This window comes from Eubacteriales bacterium mix99 (assembly GCA_038396605.1).
Taxonomy (GTDB): domain Bacteria; phylum Bacillota; class Clostridia; order Caldicoprobacterales; family DTU083; genus UBA4874.
In genome coordinates this window covers 1,596,988-1,621,148 of sequence record CP121690.1, presented here as the reverse complement: position 1 = coordinate 1,621,148, position 24,161 = coordinate 1,596,988, and the positions used below count along the sequence as shown (strand labels likewise).

Annotated in this window: 21 protein-coding genes and 4 pseudogenes; 3 read left to right on the top strand and 22 right to left on the bottom strand. The window is 47.7% G+C overall.

Translation table 11 applies throughout. The features are described 5' to 3' along the window. Positions 1-7 precede the first annotated feature (7 nt). From QBE55_07045 to QBE55_06990, 12 genes and pseudogenes are all read right to left on the bottom strand, one after another. Positions 8-928 (bottom strand): ABC transporter permease subunit, encoded by a 921-nt coding sequence (locus QBE55_07045; GenBank protein WZL77345.1) that lies wholly within the window; start codon positions 926-928, stop codon positions 8-10. A 327-nt stretch (positions 929-1,255) separates the two neighbouring features. Then, positions 1,256-3,037 carry an extracellular solute-binding protein gene (locus QBE55_07040; protein WZL77344.1) on the bottom strand — a complete coding sequence of 594 codons (1,782 nt, stop codon included), beginning with the start codon at positions 3,035-3,037 and terminating at the stop codon, positions 1,256-1,258. 51 nt (positions 3,038-3,088) lie between these two features. Next, positions 3,089-4,102, bottom strand: a complete 1,014-nt coding sequence (locus tag QBE55_07035) for a transposase (protein WZL77343.1) — start codon at positions 4,100-4,102, stop codon at positions 3,089-3,091. A gap of 907 nt (positions 4,103-5,009) precedes the next feature. Then, entirely contained in the window at positions 5,010-6,047 is a 1,038-nt protein-coding gene (locus QBE55_07030; protein WZL77342.1) for a hypothetical protein, read from the bottom strand. Positions 6,048-6,067: 20 nt separating this feature from the next. Beyond that, positions 6,068-7,576 (bottom strand): family 20 glycosylhydrolase, encoded by a 1,509-nt coding sequence (locus tag QBE55_07025; GenBank protein WZL77341.1) that lies wholly within the window; start codon positions 7,574-7,576, stop codon positions 6,068-6,070. A 72-nt stretch (positions 7,577-7,648) separates the two neighbouring features. Next, positions 7,649-8,725, bottom strand: coding sequence for a Gfo/Idh/MocA family oxidoreductase (locus QBE55_07020; GenBank protein ID WZL77340.1), 1,077 nt, complete (start codon positions 8,723-8,725; stop codon positions 7,649-7,651). A gap of 15 nt (positions 8,726-8,740) precedes the next feature. Continuing rightward, entirely contained in the window at positions 8,741-9,508 is a 768-nt protein-coding gene (locus QBE55_07015) for a hypothetical protein (GenBank protein WZL77339.1), read from the bottom strand. A gap of 13 nt (positions 9,509-9,521) precedes the next feature. Beyond that, positions 9,522-10,286: a sugar isomerase domain-containing protein gene (locus QBE55_07010; protein WZL77338.1), complete on the bottom strand. Its 765-nt coding sequence runs from the start codon at positions 10,284-10,286 to the stop codon at positions 9,522-9,524. Positions 10,287-10,341: 55 nt separating this feature from the next. Beyond that, positions 10,342-11,508 (bottom strand): substrate-binding domain-containing protein, encoded by a 1,167-nt coding sequence (locus tag QBE55_07005; protein ID WZL77337.1) that lies wholly within the window; start codon positions 11,506-11,508, stop codon positions 10,342-10,344. 372 nt (positions 11,509-11,880) lie between these two features. After that, a complete protein-coding gene (locus QBE55_07000) occupies positions 11,881-12,384 on the bottom strand; it encodes a hypothetical protein (GenBank protein ID WZL77336.1) in 504 nt (167 codons plus the stop codon). Between the two features lie 575 nt (positions 12,385-12,959). After that, positions 12,960-13,106, bottom strand: a pseudogene (locus QBE55_06995) (transposon-encoded TnpW family protein). A gap of 95 nt (positions 13,107-13,201) precedes the next feature. Beyond that, positions 13,202-13,390 (bottom strand): hypothetical protein, encoded by a 189-nt coding sequence (locus QBE55_06990; protein ID WZL77335.1) that lies wholly within the window; start codon positions 13,388-13,390, stop codon positions 13,202-13,204. A 287-nt stretch (positions 13,391-13,677) separates the two neighbouring features. Between QBE55_06990 and QBE55_06985 the strand changes: the two genes are divergently transcribed. Next, positions 13,678-13,953, top strand: a complete 276-nt coding sequence (locus QBE55_06985; GenBank protein WZL77334.1) for a type II toxin-antitoxin system RelB/DinJ family antitoxin — start codon at positions 13,678-13,680, stop codon at positions 13,951-13,953. Then, a pseudogene (locus QBE55_06980) lies at positions 13,950-14,036 on the top strand (type II toxin-antitoxin system mRNA interferase toxin, RelE/StbE family). The gene QBE55_06985 and the pseudogene QBE55_06980 overlap by 4 nt, the downstream one beginning before the upstream one ends. 4 nt (positions 14,037-14,040) lie before the next feature. On the opposite strand, the gene QBE55_06975 reads toward QBE55_06980, so the two are convergent. From QBE55_06975 to QBE55_06945, 7 genes are all read right to left on the bottom strand, one after another. Then, the gene (locus QBE55_06975) at positions 14,041-14,328 is read right to left on the bottom strand and encodes a hypothetical protein (GenBank protein WZL79960.1); all 288 of its coding nucleotides are present in this window, start codon (positions 14,326-14,328) and stop codon (positions 14,041-14,043) included. After that, on the bottom strand, positions 14,309-14,728 hold the full coding sequence (locus tag QBE55_06970; protein WZL77333.1) for a hypothetical protein: 420 nt from the start codon (positions 14,726-14,728) through the stop codon (positions 14,309-14,311). Before QBE55_06970 ends, QBE55_06975 begins: the two co-directional genes overlap by 20 nt. 16 nt (positions 14,729-14,744) lie before the next feature. Further along, positions 14,745-16,118 carry a HAMP domain-containing sensor histidine kinase gene (locus tag QBE55_06965; protein ID WZL77332.1) on the bottom strand — a complete coding sequence of 458 codons (1,374 nt, stop codon included), beginning with the start codon at positions 16,116-16,118 and terminating at the stop codon, positions 14,745-14,747. Beyond that, positions 16,109-16,768, bottom strand: a complete 660-nt coding sequence (locus QBE55_06960) for a response regulator transcription factor (GenBank protein WZL77331.1) — start codon at positions 16,766-16,768, stop codon at positions 16,109-16,111. The genes QBE55_06965 and QBE55_06960 overlap by 10 nt, the downstream gene beginning before the upstream one ends. An 88-nt stretch (positions 16,769-16,856) precedes the next feature. Next, positions 16,857-17,597 (bottom strand): lantibiotic immunity ABC transporter MutG family permease subunit, encoded by a 741-nt coding sequence (locus QBE55_06955; protein ID WZL77330.1) that lies wholly within the window; start codon positions 17,595-17,597, stop codon positions 16,857-16,859. A 1-nt stretch (position 17,598) separates the two neighbouring features. Continuing rightward, entirely contained in the window at positions 17,599-18,336 is a 738-nt protein-coding gene (locus tag QBE55_06950; protein WZL77329.1) for a lantibiotic immunity ABC transporter MutE/EpiE family permease subunit, read from the bottom strand. Position 18,337: 1 nt separating this feature from the next. Beyond that, positions 18,338-19,045 (bottom strand): lantibiotic protection ABC transporter ATP-binding protein, encoded by a 708-nt coding sequence (locus QBE55_06945; protein ID WZL77328.1) that lies wholly within the window; start codon positions 19,043-19,045, stop codon positions 18,338-18,340. A gap of 105 nt (positions 19,046-19,150) precedes the next feature. Here QBE55_06945 and QBE55_06940 point away from each other — a divergent pair. Further along, a pseudogene (locus QBE55_06940) lies at positions 19,151-20,052 on the top strand (recombinase family protein). Positions 20,053-20,117: 65 nt separating this feature from the next. Here the strand turns inward: QBE55_06940 and QBE55_06935 are convergent. The 3 genes and pseudogenes from QBE55_06935 to QBE55_06925 all read right to left on the bottom strand — a co-directional run bounded on the left by QBE55_06935 (position 20,118) and on the right by QBE55_06925 (position 24,101). Continuing rightward, positions 20,118-21,776 carry a recombinase family protein gene (locus QBE55_06935; GenBank protein WZL77327.1) on the bottom strand — a complete coding sequence of 553 codons (1,659 nt, stop codon included), beginning with the start codon at positions 21,774-21,776 and terminating at the stop codon, positions 20,118-20,120. Continuing rightward, positions 21,760-23,424: pseudogene (locus tag QBE55_06930) on the bottom strand (recombinase family protein). The gene QBE55_06935 and the pseudogene QBE55_06930 overlap by 17 nt, the downstream one beginning before the upstream one ends. 125 nt (positions 23,425-23,549) lie before the next feature. Further along, on the bottom strand, positions 23,550-24,101 hold the full coding sequence (locus QBE55_06925; protein WZL77326.1) for a hypothetical protein: 552 nt from the start codon (positions 24,099-24,101) through the stop codon (positions 23,550-23,552). Positions 24,102-24,161: the final 60 nt, after the last annotated feature.

The window sequence follows — 24,161 nt, the reverse complement described above, 5'->3', positions numbered from 1 at the left end:
TCCCTCCTTAAAAAAGACTGACACCGTTATCTATTTTACGTGAAAAGGCATTAACGACCACCAGTATGATGCAGTTAACAATCGAGTTGAACAATCCAATTGCAGAAGCATAAGAAAACTGTGTGCCCCCCGCGCTCATACCGACCTTATACACGTAGGTGGAAATGACTTCTGACAATGCCAGATTGGTTGAATTCTGCATCAAGAAGACTTTCTCAAATCCCACGTTCATTATACTGCCGGCATTGAGGACAAGCATTATGGATGCGGTAGGCAGCAGAGTTGGGAAGTCGATGTATCTTATCCGTTGCAGGCGGGTAGCGCCTTCTATCTCTGCTGCCTCGTGAAGTTCCAAGTCAACATTCGAAAGAGCTGCTATATAAATTATTGTAGACCATCCCAGGTTCTGCCATGTACCTGACCACACATAAAGGTGAGGAAATGCCCCTGTTTGTGTCAGTATATCTTTCGGATAACCGGAGCCTCCCAACAATTGATATATAGTCCCATAAATACCCATGACTGGGTTCAACATTTGTGTAATCATTCCTACCAGCACTACAACAGAAATAAAGTGAGGCATATAGGTTATGGTCTGAATCGTTTTCTTAAATCGTATATTCCGCACAGCATTAATAGCCAATGACATGCAGATGGCCAGAGGGGTATTGACTAACAGTCCATAGAAAGACAGACGTATCGTGTTGAGAATTACCCTTGAAAATTGATAGGAATGGAAGAACTTCTGAAAATGCTTCAAGCCAACCCAAGGGCTTCCCCAGATTCCGGCGCCGGGGGTAAAGTCTTTGAAGGCAATCTGCACTCCTAACATTGGGTAATACGCAAAGACCAAGATGTAGGCAACCGCCGGGATAAGGAATAGGAAAAGCTGCCAGCGTTTGCGGCATTGGATTAAGAAATTCGTCATTACCATGCTCCTTTTTTTATTTAGGTTTAGGCTCTACTCTTCTGATAGTGGATGAATGGTCTTCCAAAATATAGCTTGCTATCTTCAACTGTCCGATGAGTACATCGCATGGCATAATTACTAAGGAAAGCCGGCAATATAAGCGCCCGAAGCAACTCGATTAACGTGCAAACCCTCTAATTGCCGGCTTTTCCGGTGCATCCGCACGGCGATGAGCGATTGATAAATAGCCGTTTTGAATAGATTCAGAGTACAGCGGAAGGCAATATCCTTTATCCGTTTATCTAAGTAGAGTAATTATTTAATAGTAATACTATAGAAACACCATTAATTGGAGTTCATGCGGTCATAACATTTCTGCGATACTTCAATTAAAGAGGGGAGTCCCATGGAATCCAAGGCAGATAAATAGGAATCCCATTCAGTCTCGATGTTCATATCGCCCAGTATGAAGCGGGTACGCGATTCATCCACATAAGAACTTATAGACGTTTGAATCTCGGAGATAGCGTCTGTTTCCTCTTGGGTAAAGATAAATCTGTTCACCAACTCGTCAGGGTGATTATTATACCGAAGCGGGACGGATTCATACCAAAGGGTGCGCATCTGGTATTCCCTGTATTCATTGTCATATCCAGGCGCTTGTCTTCCTCCATGCAGTTTTGGAGGAATTTGAGTCATTGGGATTGAATGCCAGATAATATTATTTTCTGTTGTCCATGGTTGTGGTCTCTCTGCAGTAGCGGTTTCGCCGAAAATGGTGGAATACCCTTCCAGGACATGGGAAGGTCTCCCCTCATCGGTATACTCCCAGTCAACACCTTGTTCACCAAATCGACAGGAGAGGGATATGTCTTCCTTGGAAATTGCATCCATTACCCGGAAGGCCAAATCCGGGTTTTCGCAGCTCTTGGTTATCTGCGTGCCATAACTTGCGAACCAGCCGTCGTTGGGCGTCCAGCTGATTCCCCCGGGGCCGGTCATAGCCGGAAGAGGCATGTATTCCATTACGCGCGGCACCCCATCTGCTCCGAACATTGGGGAAGGATGCCCGACGAATGCACCAATAATGCTGTCTTGATCACTGGGATCGGATAAGATTGCTCTTAATTCGTTTGATGTCTGGGAAAAGGAAAGCGGCGAAAGGAGTTCTTCTTTAGCCAGTTTATGGATATATCGTATCCCATCACGCCATTCGTCCCTGGTGAAGGGGGCATATAGCTGACCATTCTCGGCGTTGAGTTGTGCTCCCCCTTTATAATAAATGAAGGAGTTCATAAGGTAGAGATCTACATTACCCTTCCATTCCTTGTGCCCAGTCAGGGGGATTTCATCATTGGGATCCCCATTGCCATTGGCATCATTGTCACGGAACGCTAAAAGTACCTCGTATAACTCTTCGGTAGTAGCAGGTGCCTTTAACCCCAGATTGTCCAGCCACTGCTTGTTTATCCAACAGCCGAGAGCTGATGCGTCACCCGGATCAATTTGGTAAGATGGATACGCATAAATGTTACCGTCCGTGGAAGTCCCATATTTGAATATATCTTCCTTTTCGCTGGGCGATGCCCACTTATCCAGTGTTTCATTAAAGAAAAAAGCGTCATTCTCAAAGTATTCATTGAGAGGAAGAAACACGCCGCTCGACCCATAGGTATATCGTTCAATATCGCTAAAATCAAGGCATAGGATATCCGGCAGTGTTTGATCAGCTGAAACCATTAGACTGAACTTTTGTTTTGCTTCTGTGCCGTCACTGGGAAACAACTCGAAATCTAAAGATACGCCGGTTTCTTTTTCTACTAAATTTGTGAAATAGTTATCTTCGAAATCGGTTGTCAGCGGATGTTGTGCAATACCGATGGTCAGTGTGACTGGTTCCGTCACAAGAGGAAGCACGCCTGGTGCAGGAAGCCCGTTATCATCCGATGAACTCTCTTCAGGACCGGAAGTAGATGCAGAATCAGAGTCCACAGGTGGAGCGGAAGACAAGGCGCTGCTGTCATCACCGGAATTGCCACAGCCAACCATGCTTCCGGTGAGCATCAGCAGTACCAATACACCAATGCAGATGCGTCTGATTTGGATACTTTGTTTGCTTTTCTTCATAGAAAAACCCTCCATTCAAAATAAAATCCCCTAATGCATAGTGTTGCTTGATTACGTTTCAACATCAGTATTAGTAGCATAGAATTCTCTATACCTTAGCAATCTGGGATTTTGAAATCCCAAATTTATCACACGCTCTACTTTTTCCAACAATTCGGCTGGCGGGTTTGTGACAAACGCAAACAAGTTCAGATATCCTTGTATGTCCTCGCGTTTGAAGCCGCTGTGAGAATTCAGGAAGTTTTTAAGTATGGCGTGAACGCGGTTGACCGGATTCATAGGGTTCACATTGTCAGGCATCCCTTTTAAGGATTTAGAAGGATGCACTACGCTTTTCAGCGAAAGCTTCTTAATCAGGCGGCTGTGCGAGGTGTCGCCGTCATGGATTAAGAGCGACCCTTGTCTGATATGTTCCCCGAATGCCTCAAATGTCCTCTTTTGCGAAGGTTTGCCCGTGCCCTCCAGCAGAACCACACTGTTTTTCTTGTCTGTGGCAACGCCAATGCAGAGCTGGTTCATAGACAGCCCTCTCAGCTTGTCGCCGTTGTCCTTCCGCACCATGTCTTCCGCCCGGACGGAATAGAAGGTTTCGTCGAGCCAGATGTCGCCCGACAGGACGACCCCGTCCTGCACCCCTTCGAGCGTCAAGAAGAGCTTCTGAAGCCAGTATCTGGACGTTCTGAATGCGTTTTTGTTGTTCCAGGAGTCAGCGGTGATGCTTACGTGGTGGAATAAATTTAAGCAGTAGTCAGTCCATTCGCTGATTGGGATCCGGTGTTCATCGAAAATCGTGCCCGTAGTGGGCAGGAAGGTTTTGCCGCAGATGCACATATAGCGTTGCACCCCGCTGCGCGTATGGCCGCTCTTCTTAAAGCCTTCCGCCCCGCAGTATGGGCATTTAGCGGGGATGTGGGAATTAATCATCTCGGCTTCGCAACTATCGGCAACCTTCTGATGGCGGCTTTCGTAGCTGGCAATGTAGCGTCCCTGCAAAAATTTCTGTGTCGCAGTCATGTTTTCAGTCCCTTCCCATGGCGTTTTCCTGCGTGATTTCGCCCGTTCCATTCTATCCCTCCTGCATTTCCGTATGACGAAAGCATATCATACGAACAACAGAAAAGCAACACTATGCATTAGGGGATTTTTTCAAAATATATAATATAGACAAGGTAAGGCAATATCGTTAGTAGTGTTTATAAAATTATGCAATGAATCGAGTGATGTTGCAAGATGATATATCTTTCATAACTTGAAAATTCGTTCTAATAGCGCTTTCCCCTCAATGAGAATTCGTTCAGATGATGATTTTTCTACAGTTGCCAAGGATTTGGGTGTATATAAGATCATGACTATCATATCGGCGGTTTCCAAACAATATTGAATCCCCTCACGGATCATGTCTTCATCGTTAACGATATTATAATGTAATCAATCTCTTGCCCCCTGTCAGAAATCCTGTAAACAGGGCCAAAATCTAAAACCTATAGATAAGCGGCTGCCGAACCAGTTCGATGCCACCCATGATGAATCAGATAATGCCCGAACCTTTGACGATCCCATCGGGAAAAGCGATATACACTTTTAGTAAACCATATATCAAACACCCTTTGCCCCATATGGCCAATATTGGACATACGCTATGTAAGATCCTTGACTGTCAATTACCCGATATAGCTGAATTTGTACCTGACGAATGATAGACTGATTTGTTCATCGCAGGTGGATTACATTACAGCCTTCCCGTATGCCAACATCAAATATATTCTCATGCAAAGGGACAGATCCGCTAAAGCGAATCCGGTGGCTCTCGGGTGGATGGTCGCCAGGCAGCCAAACATTGTAACGTTTCCTCCGCTTTACGAACCGGATACTGTCTTCAATGTTGACATTATGTCCACTTACCGGAGAAAACTGCAGAATAGTTAAGAGCCGACGGATCTTTCCTGTCGGCTCTGTGACGATAGAGTAAGTTTTACGGATTTTTTTCGAGCACCCTTATATAATTTTCGCCCAGTCTGTCCCATAGTTTTAACGCATCCGGCGCCGCTAAAGAAGTTCCATAGCCGCCACGATAGGTCCAGGCGGACAGCCGATCTACTCCCAACTCCTTGTATAAATCCACCACCTGATCCATCATGGCAAAGTCGTCCGGCTGCTTATAATAGTTCATAATCCAGCGCTCTGACAGCTTATGATGTCTCTTTGCGACCTCAACGGTTTTCTCCGTGATAGATCGAAAGAATTCATATGGAAGCTCCCAATTGATTATGGTAGTAGAGAATACATCAAAGTACGGCGATGATGCCACCATGTCCCAATTGTCATAGCCCCTCTGTTCCGTTACATAATAGGTATTTCGAGTAGCATGGACGCACATGGTGATCTCATAATCGGGATTCACTTCCTTTATCTTCCAGGAAGTATCTTCCAACAGGAACAATGCTTCACGCCAACGAAACTGTATTACATCATCATTCATCCGTTTCGGCATTTCATATCCATAGTAATCATAAAACTTCTTTTTACACACGGGACATCTGCAGGTCCAGTCTTCCCCGCCGGCACCCGTGATAGACGCATAGGATTTCGGCAGGGCATAATGGGGCTCATCCCAGAAAAATCCGTCCCCTTCCGTCTCTTTGGCAAGCTTCAGACAGATTCTTTGAAAGTAATCGCGGAAAGACTGCGTGTTAAAACAGGCAGCCGGCAACGCCTCTCCCGTAAAGGCGGAGACTTGACGATTATGGATATTGTTCTGCAGAAACAGGCTTACCTGTTCCCCTCCGAAGAACTTCCCGATTCCCCATGGATCAAGTAAAACCTTCAGCCCCATCTCTTTGGCCTTTAAAATGATCCTCTTGATATTGGGAAACCAAAAGTCCATATCAAACTCTGTAACAGCTAAGATAACGGTATTGCATCCGTGATCCAGCATCTCGCGGAAATCCCTTTCCGCATGTTCCACATAGTTGAGTCCATAGTAACTGATAGCTGTTTGTGTAATAGCCATGATAAGTCCTCCCCGGAAAGTTATATATCCACTTCTTTTCTGCGCCACCCCGCAGCTTCATAAATACCATTGACTGGTACCAGCTTTCGCTGCAGGTTAGCGGCAAGTGTTTGTATATTCCCGCCTTTTGAGGTAAAAGGTCTCCCCTCTTTTTCTTTTGACCAGGCTGCTTCCGCAGCACAAGGAATAAGGGTAATATGTTCGGGCAGCGTATGCCAGGTAGTTGCAAGCAAGCCAAATGCCTCTGTTTTCTGCGCTTCTTTTCCCAGCGTGCTGATATTCTGATTGTTATTATAAGAGCATAAGAGAGTATCGAATCCTTTTTGCATAAAATACTTGCTGGTTGGCACCTTGCCTTCGGTGACGTTGTATTGCCAGTCGGCTATCAGGATTCTCTTATCCATCTGATCCAGAGCCTCATGGGTACGCTGATCCGGCCGGCTGGTAGCGATATTGGGATACTTCCATTTTGTCTGATCCAGCAGGGCGTCTCCCCAGATAATTGGGCGACGGCCAATCTGACCCAACTCCTCCGTAACTTCATTCAAGTATTCCGCAAACATCGCAGTTCCATCTTTTTGGCGACACCGGTCACAGGTAGCGTAAGAATAAGCTTCATCAAATCCCAAATGAAAATACCTGCCTTCTCCGCATAGTTCGATCAGCTCCCGGCGTGCCGCCTTAAGCAACTCGCGCGTTTCCGGATTGCTCAGGCACCAGGTCCAACCATCCGGTTCAAACAGCAATGCCTTTCGCGGATTCTGATCCAGCACAACATGCCTGCCATATAGGGCACGGGAACCGGAGGCATGACCCAGACAATTGAGCATAGGGATTACCTCCATTCCCATATCATGCGCGATATCGATCAGAGGCTGAACTTCGCCCTTGGTATAAGAATGATCCGGCCATGCAAATTCCGCCATGACATCAGATTGCAATGTCCCCCAGAACTCCAGGACAATATGGGAAAACTTCATTAAGCCGGCCATTCGGATCGATTTCTCTAAAAATGTCAGTGTTGTTTCCGGAAATACGCAAAGGTGCAAACCACGAAACTTCAGCGCCGGCTTATCCGCAATCTCCACCCGGGGAATCGCAAATTTCTCCGGGCCGGGCTCTAAACTCCGGGGGTAAATAAGCTGCACCAGAGTATACCAGGCATGCAGGAATCCCCGCACACTTGAAACGCGGATCTCGATCCCCCGGTCGTTTACTCTTAGTTCATATCCCTCCTCCGCCAGATCAACAGACTTTTTGATGACAACACAAGAAGCTGCCAAATCGGAAAATGGTATCAATTCAATCTTCCCGATACCCAATGTAAACTTACCCCAAAGATCCTTTATGGTACCTGTGAGCCCTCTCCCGAGCTCCCCCTTGAGCCCTTCCTTGAGCTCTCCTTCTGCCAGGGAAGGATCTATGCTGCACAGAACCTCTGCCCCAAATTCATATTCCCCATCTTTCCACCTCACCTGCTCGGGTATGGGGCAGAGATAGCGCGGAACGGATTTCCCTGAGATCCCCATGAAATATTCCTCCTTCATAAATGTGATTCTGTCGCAACAAGTCGTATTGCTGCAAAAATATTTATATGGATTTTACAGATATACCGGCTCTCCTCTGTAAATCGACTCATAGCATGCATTCATTGCTTCTATGGTCTTCTTATGCCATTCCAAACTGATCTTGGGTTCTCTGTGATGAATATTGCAATCATAAAACTCGTCCATCATCCCAATCCACTCGTCAAAATAGGTATACTGCACGGTATATCTGCTGTTCGGTCCGCCGTTATAATAGACATTCGGACCGAATGCATCTGCCTGTATACAACCCTCCGTCCCAACTATGGTGAAATTGACTTCCATGCGCTTCGGGTAGACTTCCCAGCCGATACCCGGGATGGTCAGGCGCTCCTCCATTCTGGACCAGGATGGATCCAGAATAAATTTCAGACCGTTTTTCATCTCTCCCGTCACAAACAGAAGATCTTCCTCACATAAATCCGTCCTGATATTTTTTCCCGCTTCCGCATACACATATTTAAACTCGGAATGGGATATCCATCGGATCAGGTCGAAGATATGAGGATGGTCCGACAGTGCGCCGCCCCGGAAGCGATGATCCTCTTCTTTCAGAGGAATCCGCTTCCCATAGGATTTTTCAGGAATCCCCTGCCATGGAAACGCCCATACGGGAGACAATGTGATATTTGTTGCGTTAAAGGAAACCAACTTTCCTATCCTGTTTTCTTCCGTCAGTTCCATCACTCTCTTTACCGTGGGATTGTAATGCAGCTCCAATTCCACCTGACATATGATGTCCCTTTCCTTTGCCAACCTTATCATTTCGTCGTATTCCTTCCTGTCAAAGGTCGGAATCTTCATGGAAAGTATGTTCTTTCTGTATTCACAGCAGGTTTGAAACTCTGAAAAATGCCTGCTGTTTTCAGATGCCAGAATGACAGCGTCTATTTCAGGATGGCTTTCCAGCATTTCCTTTAAGGTAGGATACAGAGCTACCGGGTATCCTAAAGATTTAAAATGCTCTGCCGTTTTTTGATCTTCACAGGACACTGCAACCCAGTTCAGCTTTGGATTTTCCATCAAAGTCTTGTAGTATTTTCTGACGTGGGCATGGGTCAGCGAGGATATTGCCACATTAATCTGTCTCATATCGGTTTCCCTCCTCTAAATTGCAATAGGTGAAACGAAGGTATTGGATTCGTAAACTGCCTTCCTGAGTTCCATATAATGCGTATATTGATTCTCTAAAGCTTCAATTTGTGAGTTATCAGCAAGCACAGCTGTAATAAAACGGATACGGTCGGCATCATCATTATCCATCCCATAGAGTTCATAGTCAATATCCTTGTATACTTCCGTTTTACCCTTGCCATAGACATATATGGGATAATGCTCCACCTGGGTATCCACCGCCATGTCGGAGACGATACCCGTATTGCAGATGACCTCATGCATTTCAACCGGTTCGGTTATGTTTGACAGAATACCCAGCTCCATGCTGGCCTTGACACCGTTTTTCGTTGCCAGGATCAGATTACAATATTGATTTTCCTTATCCAGGGAACTGAATACCTTATTGATTTTGTCATTCAGGACAAATTCCAGAATATCCATTTCTCTTATGAGCAAATCATTCAGAGAACCGTCGGAGCAGATATGTTTGCTCCTCATGCCTGACGGATATCTTACAATGCCGTTTATCAATATATTCCTGAGCTCGATATAGCGTCTTTTGCTTCGCCAGTAAAACAAGGGCACATCGATAGTATCCCCCGATCCCTCCATGCTCTCCTGTGATCCGGTCTGAAAAAAGCGAAACTGCCCTTTCTCACAGCTTACCATAATATTGCCATGTTCAAAATCAATCCTGTTTATTTCAGCAACCCTGTACTTTTCCGACAGCTCCAGGAGCTTTTCTTTTATCTTTCTCATCCCGATCCCCTTCTTACAGCATTTTTACTCTGGAACGATATTTCGCTATATTTTTGGAATTGAATTCATCGCCGCCCGGCACATTGGCACTTTTCCAAAGCGGTGCTTCCACACCGGCTTCGACACATAATCTTACCGTCTCGATTTCCAATCTGTGTAAAATATAAAAGTCGGTAATATTCGAAATTGGCGCAATGGGCGTATCGCATCCGGGCACCGTCACCACAGCGTCCCCTACCGGATTATAGTCGTCGATGCATACCTCTGCAAAATCGAAGAGGTTTTTCTTCGAAGAATGTCTAATGGGGGAATCCAGCGGGATCCCTTCCTGCCATTGACGGCTTGAAACCGCAATGATCTTCGCCCCGGTTTCCTGCGCTTCCAGAGCGGCATCGATCGTTGCTGCATTGATGCCGATGTTGTGGACAATGATCAATACGTCGTCCTTTTGTAGGCCATAGTATTTTACAATTGCCCTTCCATAGTTTTCACATCGTTCCAGTTCCAGGTATTTCAGCGCCTGATTGAAGACGGAAAGTCCTGTCTCCATAATAGGGTTGATATTACAAAGTCCGCCCGCCCGGAAGAATATTTCCCCCACGGGAAGTGTGGTATGCCCGCCGCCGCCATAGATACTGATCAGCTTATCCTCTTTGATTGCATTTGCCATAAGTTGTGCCGCTCTGCAGATATTGCCATACTGCTCCGACTCCACTTTCTCCAAAGTTTCCTGGATAGCAGGCAAATAGCCGAAGCTCCTGTCCTTTTGATGGATCATTGTTTCACTCACCTTTCTATTTGATTTTAAAAAATTTATAGCCGGTTTATCCGGTTTATTCCGATACTTTATATAGAAGGTCGTGCATGGGAACATGCGGATGTTTCCGTACAGCCCTTTTCGACGAACTTTCCCGAATGATCAACGAGGGCTCCAGATAGTAGTTCGTGCCCTTCTTTTCATTCCTGGTTTCCACCTGGTCAATAAGCAGACGCACAGCGGTTTCCGCCATATCTTCCACGCCGTAACTCACCGTGGTAAGAGCCGGTTTCACGAGAGATGATATGGACAGATTATCAAATCCGGCTACTGCAACCATCTGTGGACAAAGGATCCCTGAATCCTGGCATGCCTGTAAAACTCTTACCCCGATCATGTCATGAAAACAGAATACGGCTGCCGGTTTCGGCAATGCGGCCAGGAAATCCGTAATATCCTCCGTCATTTTTTCATCTTTGCCGATATCTACCCCCAAAATGTGATTGGGGGGCAAGGCATGGCCCTTTCTCACAAGCCCCTCCCGAAAGCCGGATAAACGGGGATCCTGCTCTGTTCTAAGATCGGATAACCCGATATAGGCAAAAGATTGATACCCCTCATCAATAAAATGTTCCGCAACACGACGGGCGGCAGGGGTATTGTTGACAAGGACGGCTTCCGCATTGGTTCCCTCCGGTTTCCGTCCTAAAAAAACATGAGGCAGGACATAGTTTTGATACAGGGATGCAGTCCCCTGGTCCACGCCGGGACAAGAGAGCACCCCCATTGCTCCAATGTCGCGGAAGATCTCTAAAATAGACCTTTCCTGTGCGATCTGATAGGAACTGCTGGCTGTGACCAGTTTATATCCCGCATCCATCACACTTTTCTCCGCCGCTTTCGCCAGGGACGAGAAAAACGGATTCCCTATATTTGTGATATGAAAACCCAGAAGCTTGGTGTTATTATTTTGCAGTCTGCCTAACGGAGTATCTTTGGCAATCCTTCCATGAGTCAGGTAATATTTCTTTCCATGCAGTTCTATGAGCCGTTCGTCTTTCAGACCAACGAGAACGCGTTGTGCCGTTACAAGGGATATCCCGCGCGTATCCGCTAACTCTCTGGTAGTCACAAAATGGCTCCCCGGCACACCGAAATCGCCGTTTATAATCTTCTTTTTTAGTATTCGCTGCTCTTGTATATAGATTGGAATATGCTCCGTACTCTTATCCGGCAAATTCATGATATCTGCTCCTTAAATAGTAGAATCGCTTTGAACTGTTATTATCATATAATATGAAATGCATAATGTCAATATCAATTTTACATTTTATTATATAACATTTACTATAATGTTATATAATATAATATAGAGTACAATGAAGGATTGTGCTGCAAATACTCATCCCGCCGAAGCATTCGAATCACCCGGGTATCGGATGCATGGAATATTCCGGTTTGTCCTGCTCCGGCCTCAGATCGAGCCAGTAAAAAGACGCAATAGCAACAGCTCCATAAGGTTATTCATGTCAAATCAAAGAGACTCACCTGCCGATTGGGTGGAAGCACAGGAGGATAAAAAATACCTATGATAATGAATGGATTAGGGGCCATGTTATGATATTGCTTGGTAGTTCCCAAAAAAGTACAGGTCCCTTTTTCGAAACTCGGTGTAATACTTCTCCTTTACCTTGGCAATTGTGGTATTTTCGTTGCCTTTTGCATTTGACAGACATCTGAAATACAACATTCCGATTTCCCAATCTTCTATCATCAATTTGGACTTCCTGCCGGAGTCATCCTCAAACTGATAAGAGAATTCGTATGGAACCTTCTGTACAGTTTTAAATTCATCCTCGATCTCTTCCATCGTCCGAAACAGATATATTTGTTGGGACTGATACTGCAAACCGGCGAGTCTTTTGGAGTTCCAGTTCCGATCGCCCGGTTCAACAATGAAGTCAAGTATTTTGGCAGGTTTGAACACCGCAAGGGATGTTTTGCCTGATTTTGCTTTATTAATCAGCTTCTGCAGGTTTTTATATATGCACTTGTTTTTGAAAACAATCCTGCGCCGTTCTTCCCAGTTCGGTTTGACTGGCCTGGGTTTGATAAACATTGTAGTGATATCCGGTCGGTAGGATTCGGGGCGGAAATCTGAGGTATTGCGTGCTGCATTAACTTGCACCCATGTATATTTCGGGTATTTCTGGTTGTCTTTCAGCAAATGAAACGGCACAGAATAAATGCAGATCCAAGAACGTCCTCAAGGACACCCGCCGTACAGACAAGCTCCGAATACTTCTCAGAAATTGTCGGATATGTTTTTACCAAAATATAGATCCGTTTCTTTTCATACATCATAGGTCCTCACTCCTTATTGGGTGAATACCGGCGATATAGTCCCTGATCACATGGCGATGGCACATCACGGCCTCCTTCTCATAACACATCAGGGCAATACGGACGCTGGAACGATACTGCGAATAAACCCATTCGAGTTGTGACGTATAGCTTGGGAGCGTTTTAGCGTATTCCCGGAACAGGTTTTGGTAATCAGTCGTCATTTCAAGCGAGCTTCTCTTGTCGGATTCAATGCCAAGATCAGTAATATGGACATACTTTATACCTACGGTTTCCGTAACATGTCTCAGACAAATTATTAAGGACTTTTTTATTGAAAATCGAATATAACATCCGGCTGATCTCATTGCGAAGCATCCGCTTAATTTTATCGCTCATGGTTTCCCGGCTGGTGGCGCTGAAATGGATTGTCACTCTGTAGGTGGTCTTTCCAATTTTCTTTACAAGTGTGGGGCTTTCGTCCCCATGCACAGGCAGAGATCCGCGCTGTTCACGGTGCTGACGTTGACAGTTTTTTCTTCGCTCATATAACCCCTTTCGTCTCAAAGCCCTCAATCCATAAGATTAATGGCTTACATTGTGTCATGCTCTTTCCTTTTTGCTCGTTTAGAGTGGTAACGAGGGCAATCAATCACAACGGCCCGGAAACTCTGCTTGCAGCCGTGAGCACATTTCCGGCAAACCGGATTGTATGTCATCCGGTTTCGAGGGTTTAAGAAGAACCGCCATTCCAGCTTGCGCTTTTTGCTCATTCTCGGCATAAAAGTTCCTCCTTTCGCCGTTGCGACTGATAGACGAATTTTCTGTAGGTTTTCGGTGTTGTTTCCGAGAAAAATCGACTCTGTAGGCTCTGCCTGTACGTGGGAGAATATCCGGGTAAGGGTGGAGTAGATGAACGGAAAGCGTCGTGATTCGGTATCATTTCGGGATATATCGGAAAGACCAAGTACTTCCATCTCAACTTTCAAATTCTTAAGTTTTTAGGCTGATATTGCAATGCAATCAGCATATAATATAAGTGCAATGGATTACAAAGGAGCTGATTGCTATGGCCAATACAACGAATTTCAGCGTCCGCATGGACAGCAATATTAAAAAACAGTGCGAGGCGCTTTACGGCGAACTCGGTATGAACCTCACGACGGCTATCAACGTATTTTTGCGGCAGTCGCTTCGGTCTGGCGGTTTTCCGTTCGACGTGACGCTTAATACGCCGAACGCCGTTACCCTCGCCGCCATGCAAGAAGCGGAACGTCTTGCAAAAGACCCCAACGCGAAACGCTACAGCGATGTGGAGGAAGCGTTGAGGGAACTGAAAAAATGAAACTGGACATTGTTTGGACGTCTCAATTCAAAAAGAACTACAAGTTAGCAGTGAAACGCGGGCTAAAAATGGATTTGCTGGACAATATCATCCGTCAGCTTTCCAAATGTCAGCCTTTACCCGAAAAAAACCGTGACCACCTTCCTGCCCCCAATCTCGGGACTTCTCTGACCGGGCAAGCTCATCAGCGGTCTTGCGGATTTTCTCCACAGCTTGAATATCCGTGCGCATGGCTTTCATCTGCTGATACAGGGTGCTATTTTGGGCGGTGAGGCGTTCCGCTTCGGCCTGCCAATACTTCGGAGTGATCTTTTCGCCGGACGCTTTTAATTCGTTCAAATACTGCACGGTAGTATCATACAAGGCAAGTTCCACGCTGTGCGCATCCTGAAATTTTTCTCGAGCTTTCGGTTTCAGGTCGGAAAGGCGCTGTCGGAAAACTTTGTTCGCGGAATATTGCTTCCACATGGAAAGTCGCCAATCCGTCGATCTGGCGGGCGGTGGCGGCAATCTCGCCGCGCAGATCGTAATATTTTGTCTGCATGGCGGTCACTTTTGCGTGAAGCTCCTGCATGGAAAAAATGCCGTTTTCCTGCAAAAAACTGAACAGGGCGGCGTTCTCCTTGAGAGCCTTTACCTTGCCATATCTGGTTGTCGGTTTGACTGCGGCCTTCGCCTGTTGAAGCTGTTCCCAAATGCTTTGCTTTTGCTCCGGCTGAGTTGCTTGTTGTTTCGTCCAGTTGTAAAGGCGGGCGTGTAAGCAGAATAGGATCATTCTTCACTTTGTTTACTTAATTCTGTACAGGAATTTCAATTGTCACCTTTCCTCCACCGATCTCCACAGAATTGTCTAAACTCAAAATTCCATGATGCAATTCAACAATGCGCTCTGTGACGTACAATCCGATTCCATAATGCTCCGATGAGTTACGGCTTTTGTCCCCTTGGTAAAACTGAATTTTTGCGTTTTTCAGATCTTCCGGCGAGAATCCCTTCCCGCTACCCACGATGCAAAAACGCAGATGGTGTTCCAAGCAGTCAATGTAGATGTCAAGGGAGCCGTATTTCGGGCTGTATTCCACCGCGTTAGAGACAATATTCATAATAGCTCGATTCAATAAATCCGGATCAATCTGAACAATCTGCGGCAGTTTGGCGACATGAAAAGAAACAGTCAGTTCTTTTGTGGTAGCCAAGCCGTTCATCTGATCGGTCAACTCCCGAATGAAATTCTCTGTCGGGACATTTTGTATGCTGGCTGAATTGCCGGATTCCGCGTGGGTTAATTCGATCAGTGTCCGTAAATATGCTTCCATCCGGTCGGTGTTCTTTAAAATATAGTCTGTATATTTGGTCTGCTTAACAGTCAAGCCGGACCGGTTCAACAGTTCCGCGTTCCCATGAATGATCGTGAGCGGGGTCTTAATATCATGTGCGAGGGCGGAAGTTTGCTCGCGGCGTGCCTGTTCCAGTTTCCATTGCTGGGTCAAGGAGCACTTCAGCGCTTCCTTCATGTCGGTAATGGCGTTTAAAACGTGATTGAATTCTTTTATGCCGGATGGACGCACAGTAAAATCCAGATCCTGTTCCGCAATTTTTTGGGCGGCATCCATCATGGGCCACAATTGCTTTTTCAGACGCTGTGCAAAGCGGTAGGTCACTGCAAAGCATCCGATCAGACAGCCGATTAAAAAAAGAACAATGCTGAATATACTAATGCTTGGAAAGTATCGGTTCATCCATTCTATCGCATACCGTTCCCGGATCGTATAATGCACGACACAGGAACCGTCGCTCCGCTTAACGGTTACATAACAATCGGCAGCGGAATATGGCGTGTAGCTGCCCTTTGCATACGAAACAGCCTTTTGTTGTTCCGATGCGCCCATATTGCTTTGAACTACGGTTCCGTCTGTTGAAAGCAGGACGTAAGTGGTATGAGACGGAATCACACTTCCGTCAAACGGTTGAACGGATGCGATGCGGTTTTCCGCCTGTTTGACGGCAAGCTCCGTTGCATTTGCCGAGATATAGAATCCTGTCTGATAACCGGCGAAAAGCAATCCGTAAACCACAATCGTTACCGACGCTAACGTGAATACTACCAGAAGGAGATACTGTAAAAAAATGATTTTAAGGGATACTGCTTTCTTTTTTACGCCCATTTGTATCCAATCCCCCAGACGGTCAAAATGGGGGACGCCTCATATACCAAAAATTTTGACCGGATATTCTTAACATGCTCTGAGATCGTCGAAGAATCGCTTTCGCCGGAGTAGCCGTAGACGGAGTCATAGATTTGTTCTTTCGAGAACACCTGCCCCCGATTTTTTGCCAGAAATTCACAGATCTCATATTCGGATTTCGTTAAAGGTATCGATTTTTCCTTAATACTGACCTCTTTTGCGGAAAGGTCGAACCGAATCCCGGATGTATTAAGGACCGCATGCTTCTCCCGTTGTTCCCGTCTGAGATGCGCATTGACCCGCGCCTGTAATTCTTCAATGCCGAACGGCTTGGTAATGTAATCATCCGCTCCGTTGCCGAGGCCCTCAACAATATCCGTTTCCTGCGTCTTGGCCGTTAAAAACAAAATCGGACAGTCCACAGTGTTTCGGATTTGTTTGCAAAACGCCATGCCGTCCATTCCCGGCATCATAATATCTAAAAGAATTAAGTCATAATCAATTAGCTTGTCCACATTGATCGAGTCTGCGCGGTCAGCGGTGTCAACCTTGTGGCCGCTTTCCATTAAAGCATTCCGAATCAATGCCAGAATATCCGGCTCATCATCAATCGCCAGAATATGTGCCATTTGACTCCCCCCCTTCCGATAAGAAGTATACCCGGCCGGGATAAAATAAGCAAACATACGGTTCATCGTCAGGTTGAAATTTCAGGCGTTATTCATAGTTTTTACGGCCTTCCCACCGTTTGAACCAGATCAGACTTAAAATCAACGCCAAAATCGTAATAGGTACGGCAATCAGAATCCAAGTCCGGATTTCCATATAAAAGCTCATGTTGTTTGGGTGTGCCCACATGGAAGTCAAATCACTTCCCAGCCGTGCTCCCCATGTGCAGGGAAGGTAATACCAAATTCCATCCCCAAGCCCTGTTAAGGCAAGCAGGGCAAGCAGAATTTCTAAAATTCCCATCCCGATCGACGTTCCGCCTCCAAATTGGAAGCTGACAAACAGATGAAGGAGATAAAGGAATACGCTTGAGCAGATCAGCAGTAAAGCAGCCCATACATAGAATTGGGACGGAGCTTTTTGAAAAAATCCTCCGAACAGGCCGATGGCCAGCGCAACGGAACACGCACCGAAAAGCAGAAGTGTAAATAACTTGCTTAGATAAGCGGTACTTCGCGATACCGTGCCGCTCATCATGACTTGAAAATGTCCGGCCTCTGCCTCCAAGTCAGCAGCTTTACTGCATAAAAGCCCAACCACAATGGGAAACACGCCACCGATCAGTTCAAGGTAGGCGCTGAGAACCGTTTCGGACTTTAGCGTAGTTATGGAACAATAGAGAATGGCCAAAAGGGCAAAGCCAAGCGGCAAAAACAGATGAATCCACGGCAGAAACGTATGGCGGGATTTATAAAAATCGGCGCGCACGCCACGCACAAAAGCCCCCATTTTATCGAACCTCCTGTTTTTGAAACCAATTTGCCGTCACAATTGACAGCACGACAAACAGCGTAATAGAAAGAATGATACCGACCGGAATGACGCTTGTATTCAGTAAAGTGTTTCCTTGTTCGGCCAGAAGGCCGTTCGGCATCACATGAATCACCGGGCACATCAGGCGCGACCCCCAACTGTAAGGGCACAGCCACCAGAAGTCTTCAGTCGCCGCCAGCACATTCAGGGCAATCCCTCCGAGGACATTCACAAGGATTGTAACCATCGTTCCGAACTTTTTAGCGAGAAACAGACAAAACGGAATCTGCCATAGGGAGGTAACGATTAAGACCAGGGATGCGGCAAGCATCTGCCCATAAGAATAAGAAACCGCATATTTTGCGTAAATCGTAGCTTTGCCCAAAGCCAGCACAGCAAAATGGAAAATGCTGGCCGATACAAGATAAATTCCGATCAGTGCAATTTTGGCAAGCCACGTTTTCTTTAAGGAAACCGGCAGGGAAAATACGGCCCGGTAACGAAGCCTTTTATCCTCATACTGGTTCATTAGTGCGGGCACAAGTGAAAGGAACCCCGGCAGGATCATCACATACCACCAGTTGTAGCCGTTGGTTATGAACCAAATGCTGGTAAGCACCGCGTGAAACAAAACAAGCGCAGGGGCCAGAATAATCAGGGCCTTGGCGAAAGTCCGTCGGCATTTGAGGCTCTCCGCCTGAATATAGTTCCACATGTCAGCCGTCTCCCTTCCGGTTTTTCTCGACGACTTCCATAAAGAGCGATTCCAAATCCTCGCCGGGATTGATTTTTGCCTGGTATCCGAGAGCGCCGCCCGCTATGATGCCGATGTGGTCGGCAATCAGCTCTACCTCCGACAGAATGTGGCTGGACAAAATCACCGTAATACCCTGCTCCGGGAAAGCACGGATCAGCTTTCGCAAATCCTGAATGCCGATTGGGTCAAGGCCGTTCGTCGGCTCATCCAGAATTAGAAGTTTGGGATGATTGAGCAGAGCAATCGCAATGCCGAGTCTTTGTTTCATTCCCATGGAAAACTGACCGGAACGCTTCTTCCCGGTATTTGTCAAATCCACTGTCTGCAAGACCTCGTCAATTCGGGAATCAGGCAAACCCAAAAGGAGAGTGCGTACTTTCAGATTTTCCCGAGCCGTTAAATTTTCATACAACGGCGGCGATTCGATGAGGGCACCGATATTATTCAAATCGTTCCGGCTCCACGGATGCCCTTCAAACAGGATCTCCCCTGACGTTTTATGGATCATCCCGGTAATCACCTTCAGAGTGGTGGACTTACCGGCTCCGTTTGGTCCGAGTAAGCCGTAAACTGAATTTTCCTGCACGGAGAGGAAAATGTTCTTTACTGCCTGGTGCCGTCCAAATTTTTTACAGAGATTTTGGGTTTCCAAAATATAATCAGCCATGTACATCTTCCTTTTCTTTAAGTTCATGACATAGGTTACACCCCAATTTTAAGGATTCCATAAAGATTTGAAAACGTCTTAAAAAAACGTCACCGATCACATTTCATTATTGTGGAATGCGGAAATCTCCTGCGGCGCAGGGGCTACCGCATCAAGATTCTCGACACCATCAACTTCAAAAAGTCCATGAGATACAATCCCTTCGCGTACATCCATTCGGAAAAGGACATCTTGAAGCTGGTCACGGCGCTCATCGCCAACACCAAGGGGAACGGCAAATCCGGAGATGACTTCTGGGAAAAAGCAGAAACTCTCTTTTACACGGCGCTCATCGGCTACATCCACTATAAGGCCCCGGTCGAGGAGCAGAATTTCGCCACGCTGATCGAGTTTATCAACGCTTCGGAGGTCCGGGAAGATGATGAGGAATTCAAAAATCCCGTGGATCTCATGTTTGAGGCATTGGAAAAGGAAAATCCGAACCACTTCGCCGTCCGGCAATATAAGAAATATAAGTTGGCGGCGGGTGTTATATGCTCTAAGAGGCTTATTTATCATGATTTTTGTCATGGTTAATGAAGCGGCTTAGAGCATTTTATATACAGGAGGGCGCGAACATGAGTAACGGAAAAATCACCCCGCTATATGAACGATTATCCCGTGATGACGAGTTACAGGGCGAAAGCAACAGCATATCCCACCAAAAGCAGATGCTGGAGGAATATGCCCGGCGAAACGGTTTTCCGCGCCCGACCCATTTTACCGACGACGGTATTTCCGGAACCCGGTTCGACCGTCCCGGATTTACGGCCATGATGGAGGAAGTTGAGGCAGGACATGTAGAGGCTGTCATTGTGAAGGATATGAGCCGCTTGGGGCGCGATTATCTCAAAGTCGGCCAAATCATGGAGATTCTGCGGCAGAAAAACGTCCGGCTTATTGCCGTCAACGATGGCGTGGACAGCGCCAGAGACGATGATGATTTCACCCCCTTCCGCAACATCATGAAGAGCATACATCATTCGGGAACGTCGTGCTAAAAAATACTCAAAACCTGTAAGTCGGCCTGTTTTCATTGCATATCAAGTTCCCGGTTGACCTGTCCGACAAAACGATAGAACACCTTTACATCCTGCCTGCGCTTTCCGTCAACAACGGTGCGTTCGCCAATTTCAATGTGGTCTATCAGCTCGTCGATGGTCTCCCGGTCGAGTTCCTGTAAGTTCAGATATTTGCGAATCGTCGCCGCCCAATGCTGAATGTCGGCGGCATCCTGATCGGATTTTTTAACTGCGGACAGGAACGTGTCGAGGCGTTCCGCTTTGATAAGGCGCTCCTGTTCGTTTTTTGCTATCAGCACCGAGAAGGTGCTTTCGCTGACCGCCCCGCTCACCTTGTCCTCATAGAGCTTTGCGGTCATGCTCTCCAATTCCTGCAAGCGGCGGCGCAGTTTGCCGATGTCCTGACGGGTATTCGCCATGCGCTGTTCGTCATACTGTGCCATCCAGCTTTTGAGTTTCTCCAACACACCGGCCTCATCCAGAGTGACGGCCTCGGCGTCCGCTTTGATTTCAGCCATAACGATCTGCGCCAGCGTTATTTCATAGATACGGTGCCAGGAACAAATACTCCGGCCCGACTGGATATATCTCTCACAGCAGTAGGAAACATAGCGTTTTACGCTGCCGTTTTTACGGCGGTGTGTTTCTGTACTTGCGCCAAGGGGACCTTTGCAGTCTGCGCAGACCAGCTTGCCGGAGAAAAGGCTGCGGGTCGGCTTTCGGTTATTCTCAACGCGGCGCTTCGCAGCCTGATTGATCTTTTGCACGGCCTCCCATTCTTCCGGGGTGACGATTGCCTCGTGGGTTGCCTCGCACCGTATCCACTCGGATTCCGGCTTGTAAATCATCGTACCGTCCTTATAGGAACGGGAGCCGGTATAGTTCATCAGCAGATTTCCAAGGTAGACCTCGCTGTTTAGAAGGTTTTTTACGGCTGTGCAGGTCCAAATTTGAGAATACCGGCATTCGCCGGTTCCGTACAGGCTGTGCCAATACCCACGCGGGGAAAGGATGCCGTCCTGATTGAAAGCGGCGGCAATCTTGCCATAGGCCGCGCCGTCCCGCCGCATGGAAAAGGCCCTGCGCACCACAGCGGCGGCGTATTCGTCGATCACCAGCTTGTGCTTATCATCCTCGCTTTTGCGGTAGCCGTAAGGGGCGTAAGCGGAAAGAAACTGCCCGCTTTTCATTTTGGCGTACCGCACGGACTTGATTTTGTTGCTTAAATCCTTCAAATGGTAGTCGTTCATGAGGCTGCGGAAGTGGAGCATGTCGGTGTTGTCGCCCTCGGTGTCCAGACAGTCCAGCACGGAAACGAAGCGGCACCCAAGGGATGGGAATACAACATCCGTGTACCGGCCCACCTCTACAAAGTCGCGTCCCAGCCGGGACAGGTCTTTGACGAGGATCAGATTGATAACGCCTTTCCGGGCGTCCTCCAGCATCTCCAGAAAACCGGGACGCTGAAAATTGCCGCCGCTGTAACCGTCGTCGGCGTAAGTTTTCACCTCCGTCCATCCGTTCAGCATCACAAATTTGGAGAGGATTTCCCGCTGATTTTCAATACTGGCGGATTCGTCGGCGGGGATGTAGCTTTTCGCTTTCGCGGAGTTGGAAGCGTCATCCACGCTCAGGCGGCAGTAGATGCCGACCTTATACAGCTTTTTCATAACGCTCCCTCTTTTCCTGCGTCAGCGCCTCGTCCACATTCCCGACGTAACGGTAATGCACCTTGATGTCGCAGATGCGAAGGTCGCCCTGCTTTTGGGTTTCGCCCACTTCAATGCGGTCCACCAGTTCAAACAGGATGGTTTCATCCAGCTCCGTGATTTCTGTATAGCGACGGATGATATCTGTCCAGCGGTCCGCGTCCTGCCTGTTCCCACGCTGGGCCCGGACCTTTTGTTCCAGTTCCGGGAGGACAGCAGATTTTTCTGCGCGCTCGGATTCATATTTCTGCATCAGGGTCTGAAACACGGTCTGCGGGATAACGCCTTTGCATTTGTCCTCATAGAGATTCTACATCAGTTTTTCCAGCTCCGACACGCGGACGGTTGCCGTTTTCAGCTCCTGTTCATAAGAGGACAGGCGGCTGCGGGTTTCCTTGTCCTTCAGACGGGTGATCTGCGCCACAAGCCGGTCCCGGTCGTACTCCGCGTACTGAGCTTTTTCCCGGATATCCGCCAACACGAGCTTACTCAAGACATCCTCATAAATCATGTGGACAGTGCAGGCGGTTTTCCCGCTGCGGCTGTAGTTGCCGCAGATGAAGGAGTGAAATACCTGCGTATGGCCGTCGCTGTACTTGCGCGTCTCATTGTGGGACCGCATTTTGAAGCCGCAGTCGGCGCAGTAGACAAGGCCGGTGAAAATGCTTTTTCTGCCTGCGGCGGTGGGAGATTTCCGCACTTTCTTTTGGTCGATGCTAACAACCGTGTCCCACACGTCGCGGGGAACGATTGCTTCGTGAGTGTTTTCCACCCGTATCCATTCATCCTCCGGCTTTACAATGAGCTTGCGGGATTTATACGAGAGCGTCCCGTGTTTGCCCTGCACCATATTGCCGATGTAGACCTCGTTTCGGAGGATAACCTGAACGGTGGTATTGGCCCACTGGTGGTTGACCTTACGCGGGTCGCTTCGCCCCTTGCGCTGATAGTACAGCACTCCGGGCGGCTGAATTCCTTCCTCGTTGAGTGCCACGGCAATGGACCAAAACCCCATGCCCTGACAGCGCATGGCGAAGATCCGGCGCACAACCGGCGCGGTTTCTTCGTCGATCACAAGATGGTGCTTATCCGCAGGATCGCGCTTGTACCCATAGGCGGGGTAAGTACCCATGAATTTCCCATCCTCCGCACACGCTTTCTTCACGGCCTTGACCTTTTTGCTGGTATCCCGGCTGTAGAACTCGTTAAATAAGTTCAAAAAGCACATGACATCGGTGCTGCCGTTGGTGCTTTCCGTGTCGATGCCGTTGTTCAGCGCGATGAAGCGGCACCCGATGGAAGGAAACAGGTAATCCGTGTACTGCCCGAATTCAATGTAGTTTCTGCCGAAACGCGACAGGTCTTTGACCAAAATCACGTTGATGCGCTTTGCCTTGGCATCCTCAATCAACCGCTGGACACCGGGGCGTTGAAAATTCGTTCCAGAATAACCGTCATCGGTATATACGTCGATTTCATTCCAGCCGCGCTCACGGACATACCGTTGGAGCAGCAGCTTTTGATTTTCAATGCTGGCGGATTCGCCGTCGCGCTCATCGTCGTTGGACAGTCGGCAGTAGATGCCCACGTTGTATGTTTTTTCGATCATCTATGTTTTACCTCCCGATCATCTCAGCATCATACCCCGTGCGGTTTTATGGCTCTCGAACATCATCAGGATAACGCGGGAGCTTTCGCCGCGCAAGGATGCGGCTGGCCGAGAGGGTTTTATCGTTAAGAAGCAGAAGGGACGCGGGGCGGTGTAAGCTCTGTCATGGCGCGCCGGACGGCGAGCTGTTCCAGCGTATGCCCCAGGTCCTTTTCACCGGAAAACACGCTGGTCACGCGATACAGCGTATTCCCGATCTTGACTTCCTTGTAAGAGGTATTTGCTTTTCCGCATGGTGTGGCTTGCTCCATAAAGAGACACCTCCATTTCAAACCATATCCAATATAAAAGATGACAGCCGCGCCGATACAGGTTTGAGCAGCCATACGGCTGGCACGTTTCGGCGCGGCTGTCCCTTTGTTTCGATTTGCTTTTATGTTTACAGACATTCCGGACGAACAGGCGGCGTACCTGTTACCATAGGAATTGCACCTCCCCCCATGATGATGGCGGGCCGTTCTCATTGCCTGCGACGGTTTTATCACGCTCGGACTGTGACTGAACGGAAGTTTCATTACATACAGATAATTGCCGCAGAGCTGCCTTGCGTCTGAAAGACGCTGCTCTGCCTGCGGCGCTGGTGTTTTTCGCTCCCTTTCCGTTACGCTGATATCCAATCACCCTCTCCCGCGTAAGGAAAGATCGTGGCGCACCCGCCGCCCGGCTCCCTGTATGCC

What these genes read in the sequence shown, in the direction of transcription:
- QBE55_07015 (WZL77339.1), bottom strand. Translation starts at nt 9,508, where the DNA reads ATGAGAAAGATAAAAGAAAAGCTCCTGGAGCTGTCGGAAAAGTACAGG.
- QBE55_07035 (WZL77343.1), bottom strand. Translation starts at nt 4,102, where the DNA reads ATGGAACGGGCGAAATCACGCAGGAAAACGCCATGGGAAGGGACTGAA.
- QBE55_06950 (WZL77329.1), bottom strand. Translation starts at nt 18,336, where the DNA reads ATGTGGAACTATATTCAGGCGGAGAGCCTCAAATGCCGACGGACTTTC.
- QBE55_07045 (WZL77345.1), bottom strand. Translation starts at nt 928, where the DNA reads ATGACGAATTTCTTAATCCAATGCCGCAAACGCTGGCAGCTTTTCCTA.
- QBE55_07000 (WZL77336.1), bottom strand. Translation starts at nt 12,384, where the DNA reads ATGTTTATCAAACCCAGGCCAGTCAAACCGAACTGGGAAGAACGGCGC.
- QBE55_06960 (WZL77331.1), bottom strand. Translation starts at nt 16,768, where the DNA reads ATGGCACATATTCTGGCGATTGATGATGAGCCGGATATTCTGGCATTG.
- QBE55_06985 (WZL77334.1), top strand. Translation starts at nt 13,678, where the DNA reads ATGGCCAATACAACGAATTTCAGCGTCCGCATGGACAGCAATATTAAA.
- QBE55_06955 (WZL77330.1), bottom strand. Translation starts at nt 17,597, where the DNA reads ATGGGGGCTTTTGTGCGTGGCGTGCGCGCCGATTTTTATAAATCCCGC.
- QBE55_07005 (WZL77337.1), bottom strand. Translation starts at nt 11,508, where the DNA reads ATGAATTTGCCGGATAAGAGTACGGAGCATATTCCAATCTATATACAA.
- QBE55_06935 (WZL77327.1), bottom strand. Translation starts at nt 21,776, where the DNA reads ATGAAAAAGCTGTATAAGGTCGGCATCTACTGCCGCCTGAGCGTGGAT.
- QBE55_06990 (WZL77335.1), bottom strand. Translation starts at nt 13,390, where the DNA reads ATGCCGAGAATGAGCAAAAAGCGCAAGCTGGAATGGCGGTTCTTCTTA.
- QBE55_06945 (WZL77328.1), bottom strand. Translation starts at nt 19,045, where the DNA reads ATGGCTGATTATATTTTGGAAACCCAAAATCTCTGTAAAAAATTTGGA.
- QBE55_07030 (WZL77342.1), bottom strand. Translation starts at nt 6,047, where the DNA reads ATGGCTATTACACAAACAGCTATCAGTTACTATGGACTCAACTATGTG.
- QBE55_07010 (WZL77338.1), bottom strand. Translation starts at nt 10,286, where the DNA reads ATGATCCATCAAAAGGACAGGAGCTTCGGCTATTTGCCTGCTATCCAG.
- QBE55_06965 (WZL77332.1), bottom strand. Translation starts at nt 16,118, where the DNA reads ATGGGCGTAAAAAAGAAAGCAGTATCCCTTAAAATCATTTTTTTACAG.
- QBE55_06970 (WZL77333.1), bottom strand. Translation starts at nt 14,728, where the DNA reads ATGATCCTATTCTGCTTACACGCCCGCCTTTACAACTGGACGAAACAA.
- QBE55_07025 (WZL77341.1), bottom strand. Translation starts at nt 7,576, where the DNA reads ATGGGGATCTCAGGGAAATCCGTTCCGCGCTATCTCTGCCCCATACCC.
- QBE55_07020 (WZL77340.1), bottom strand. Translation starts at nt 8,725, where the DNA reads ATGAGACAGATTAATGTGGCAATATCCTCGCTGACCCATGCCCACGTC.
- QBE55_07040 (WZL77344.1), bottom strand. Translation starts at nt 3,037, where the DNA reads ATGAAGAAAAGCAAACAAAGTATCCAAATCAGACGCATCTGCATTGGT.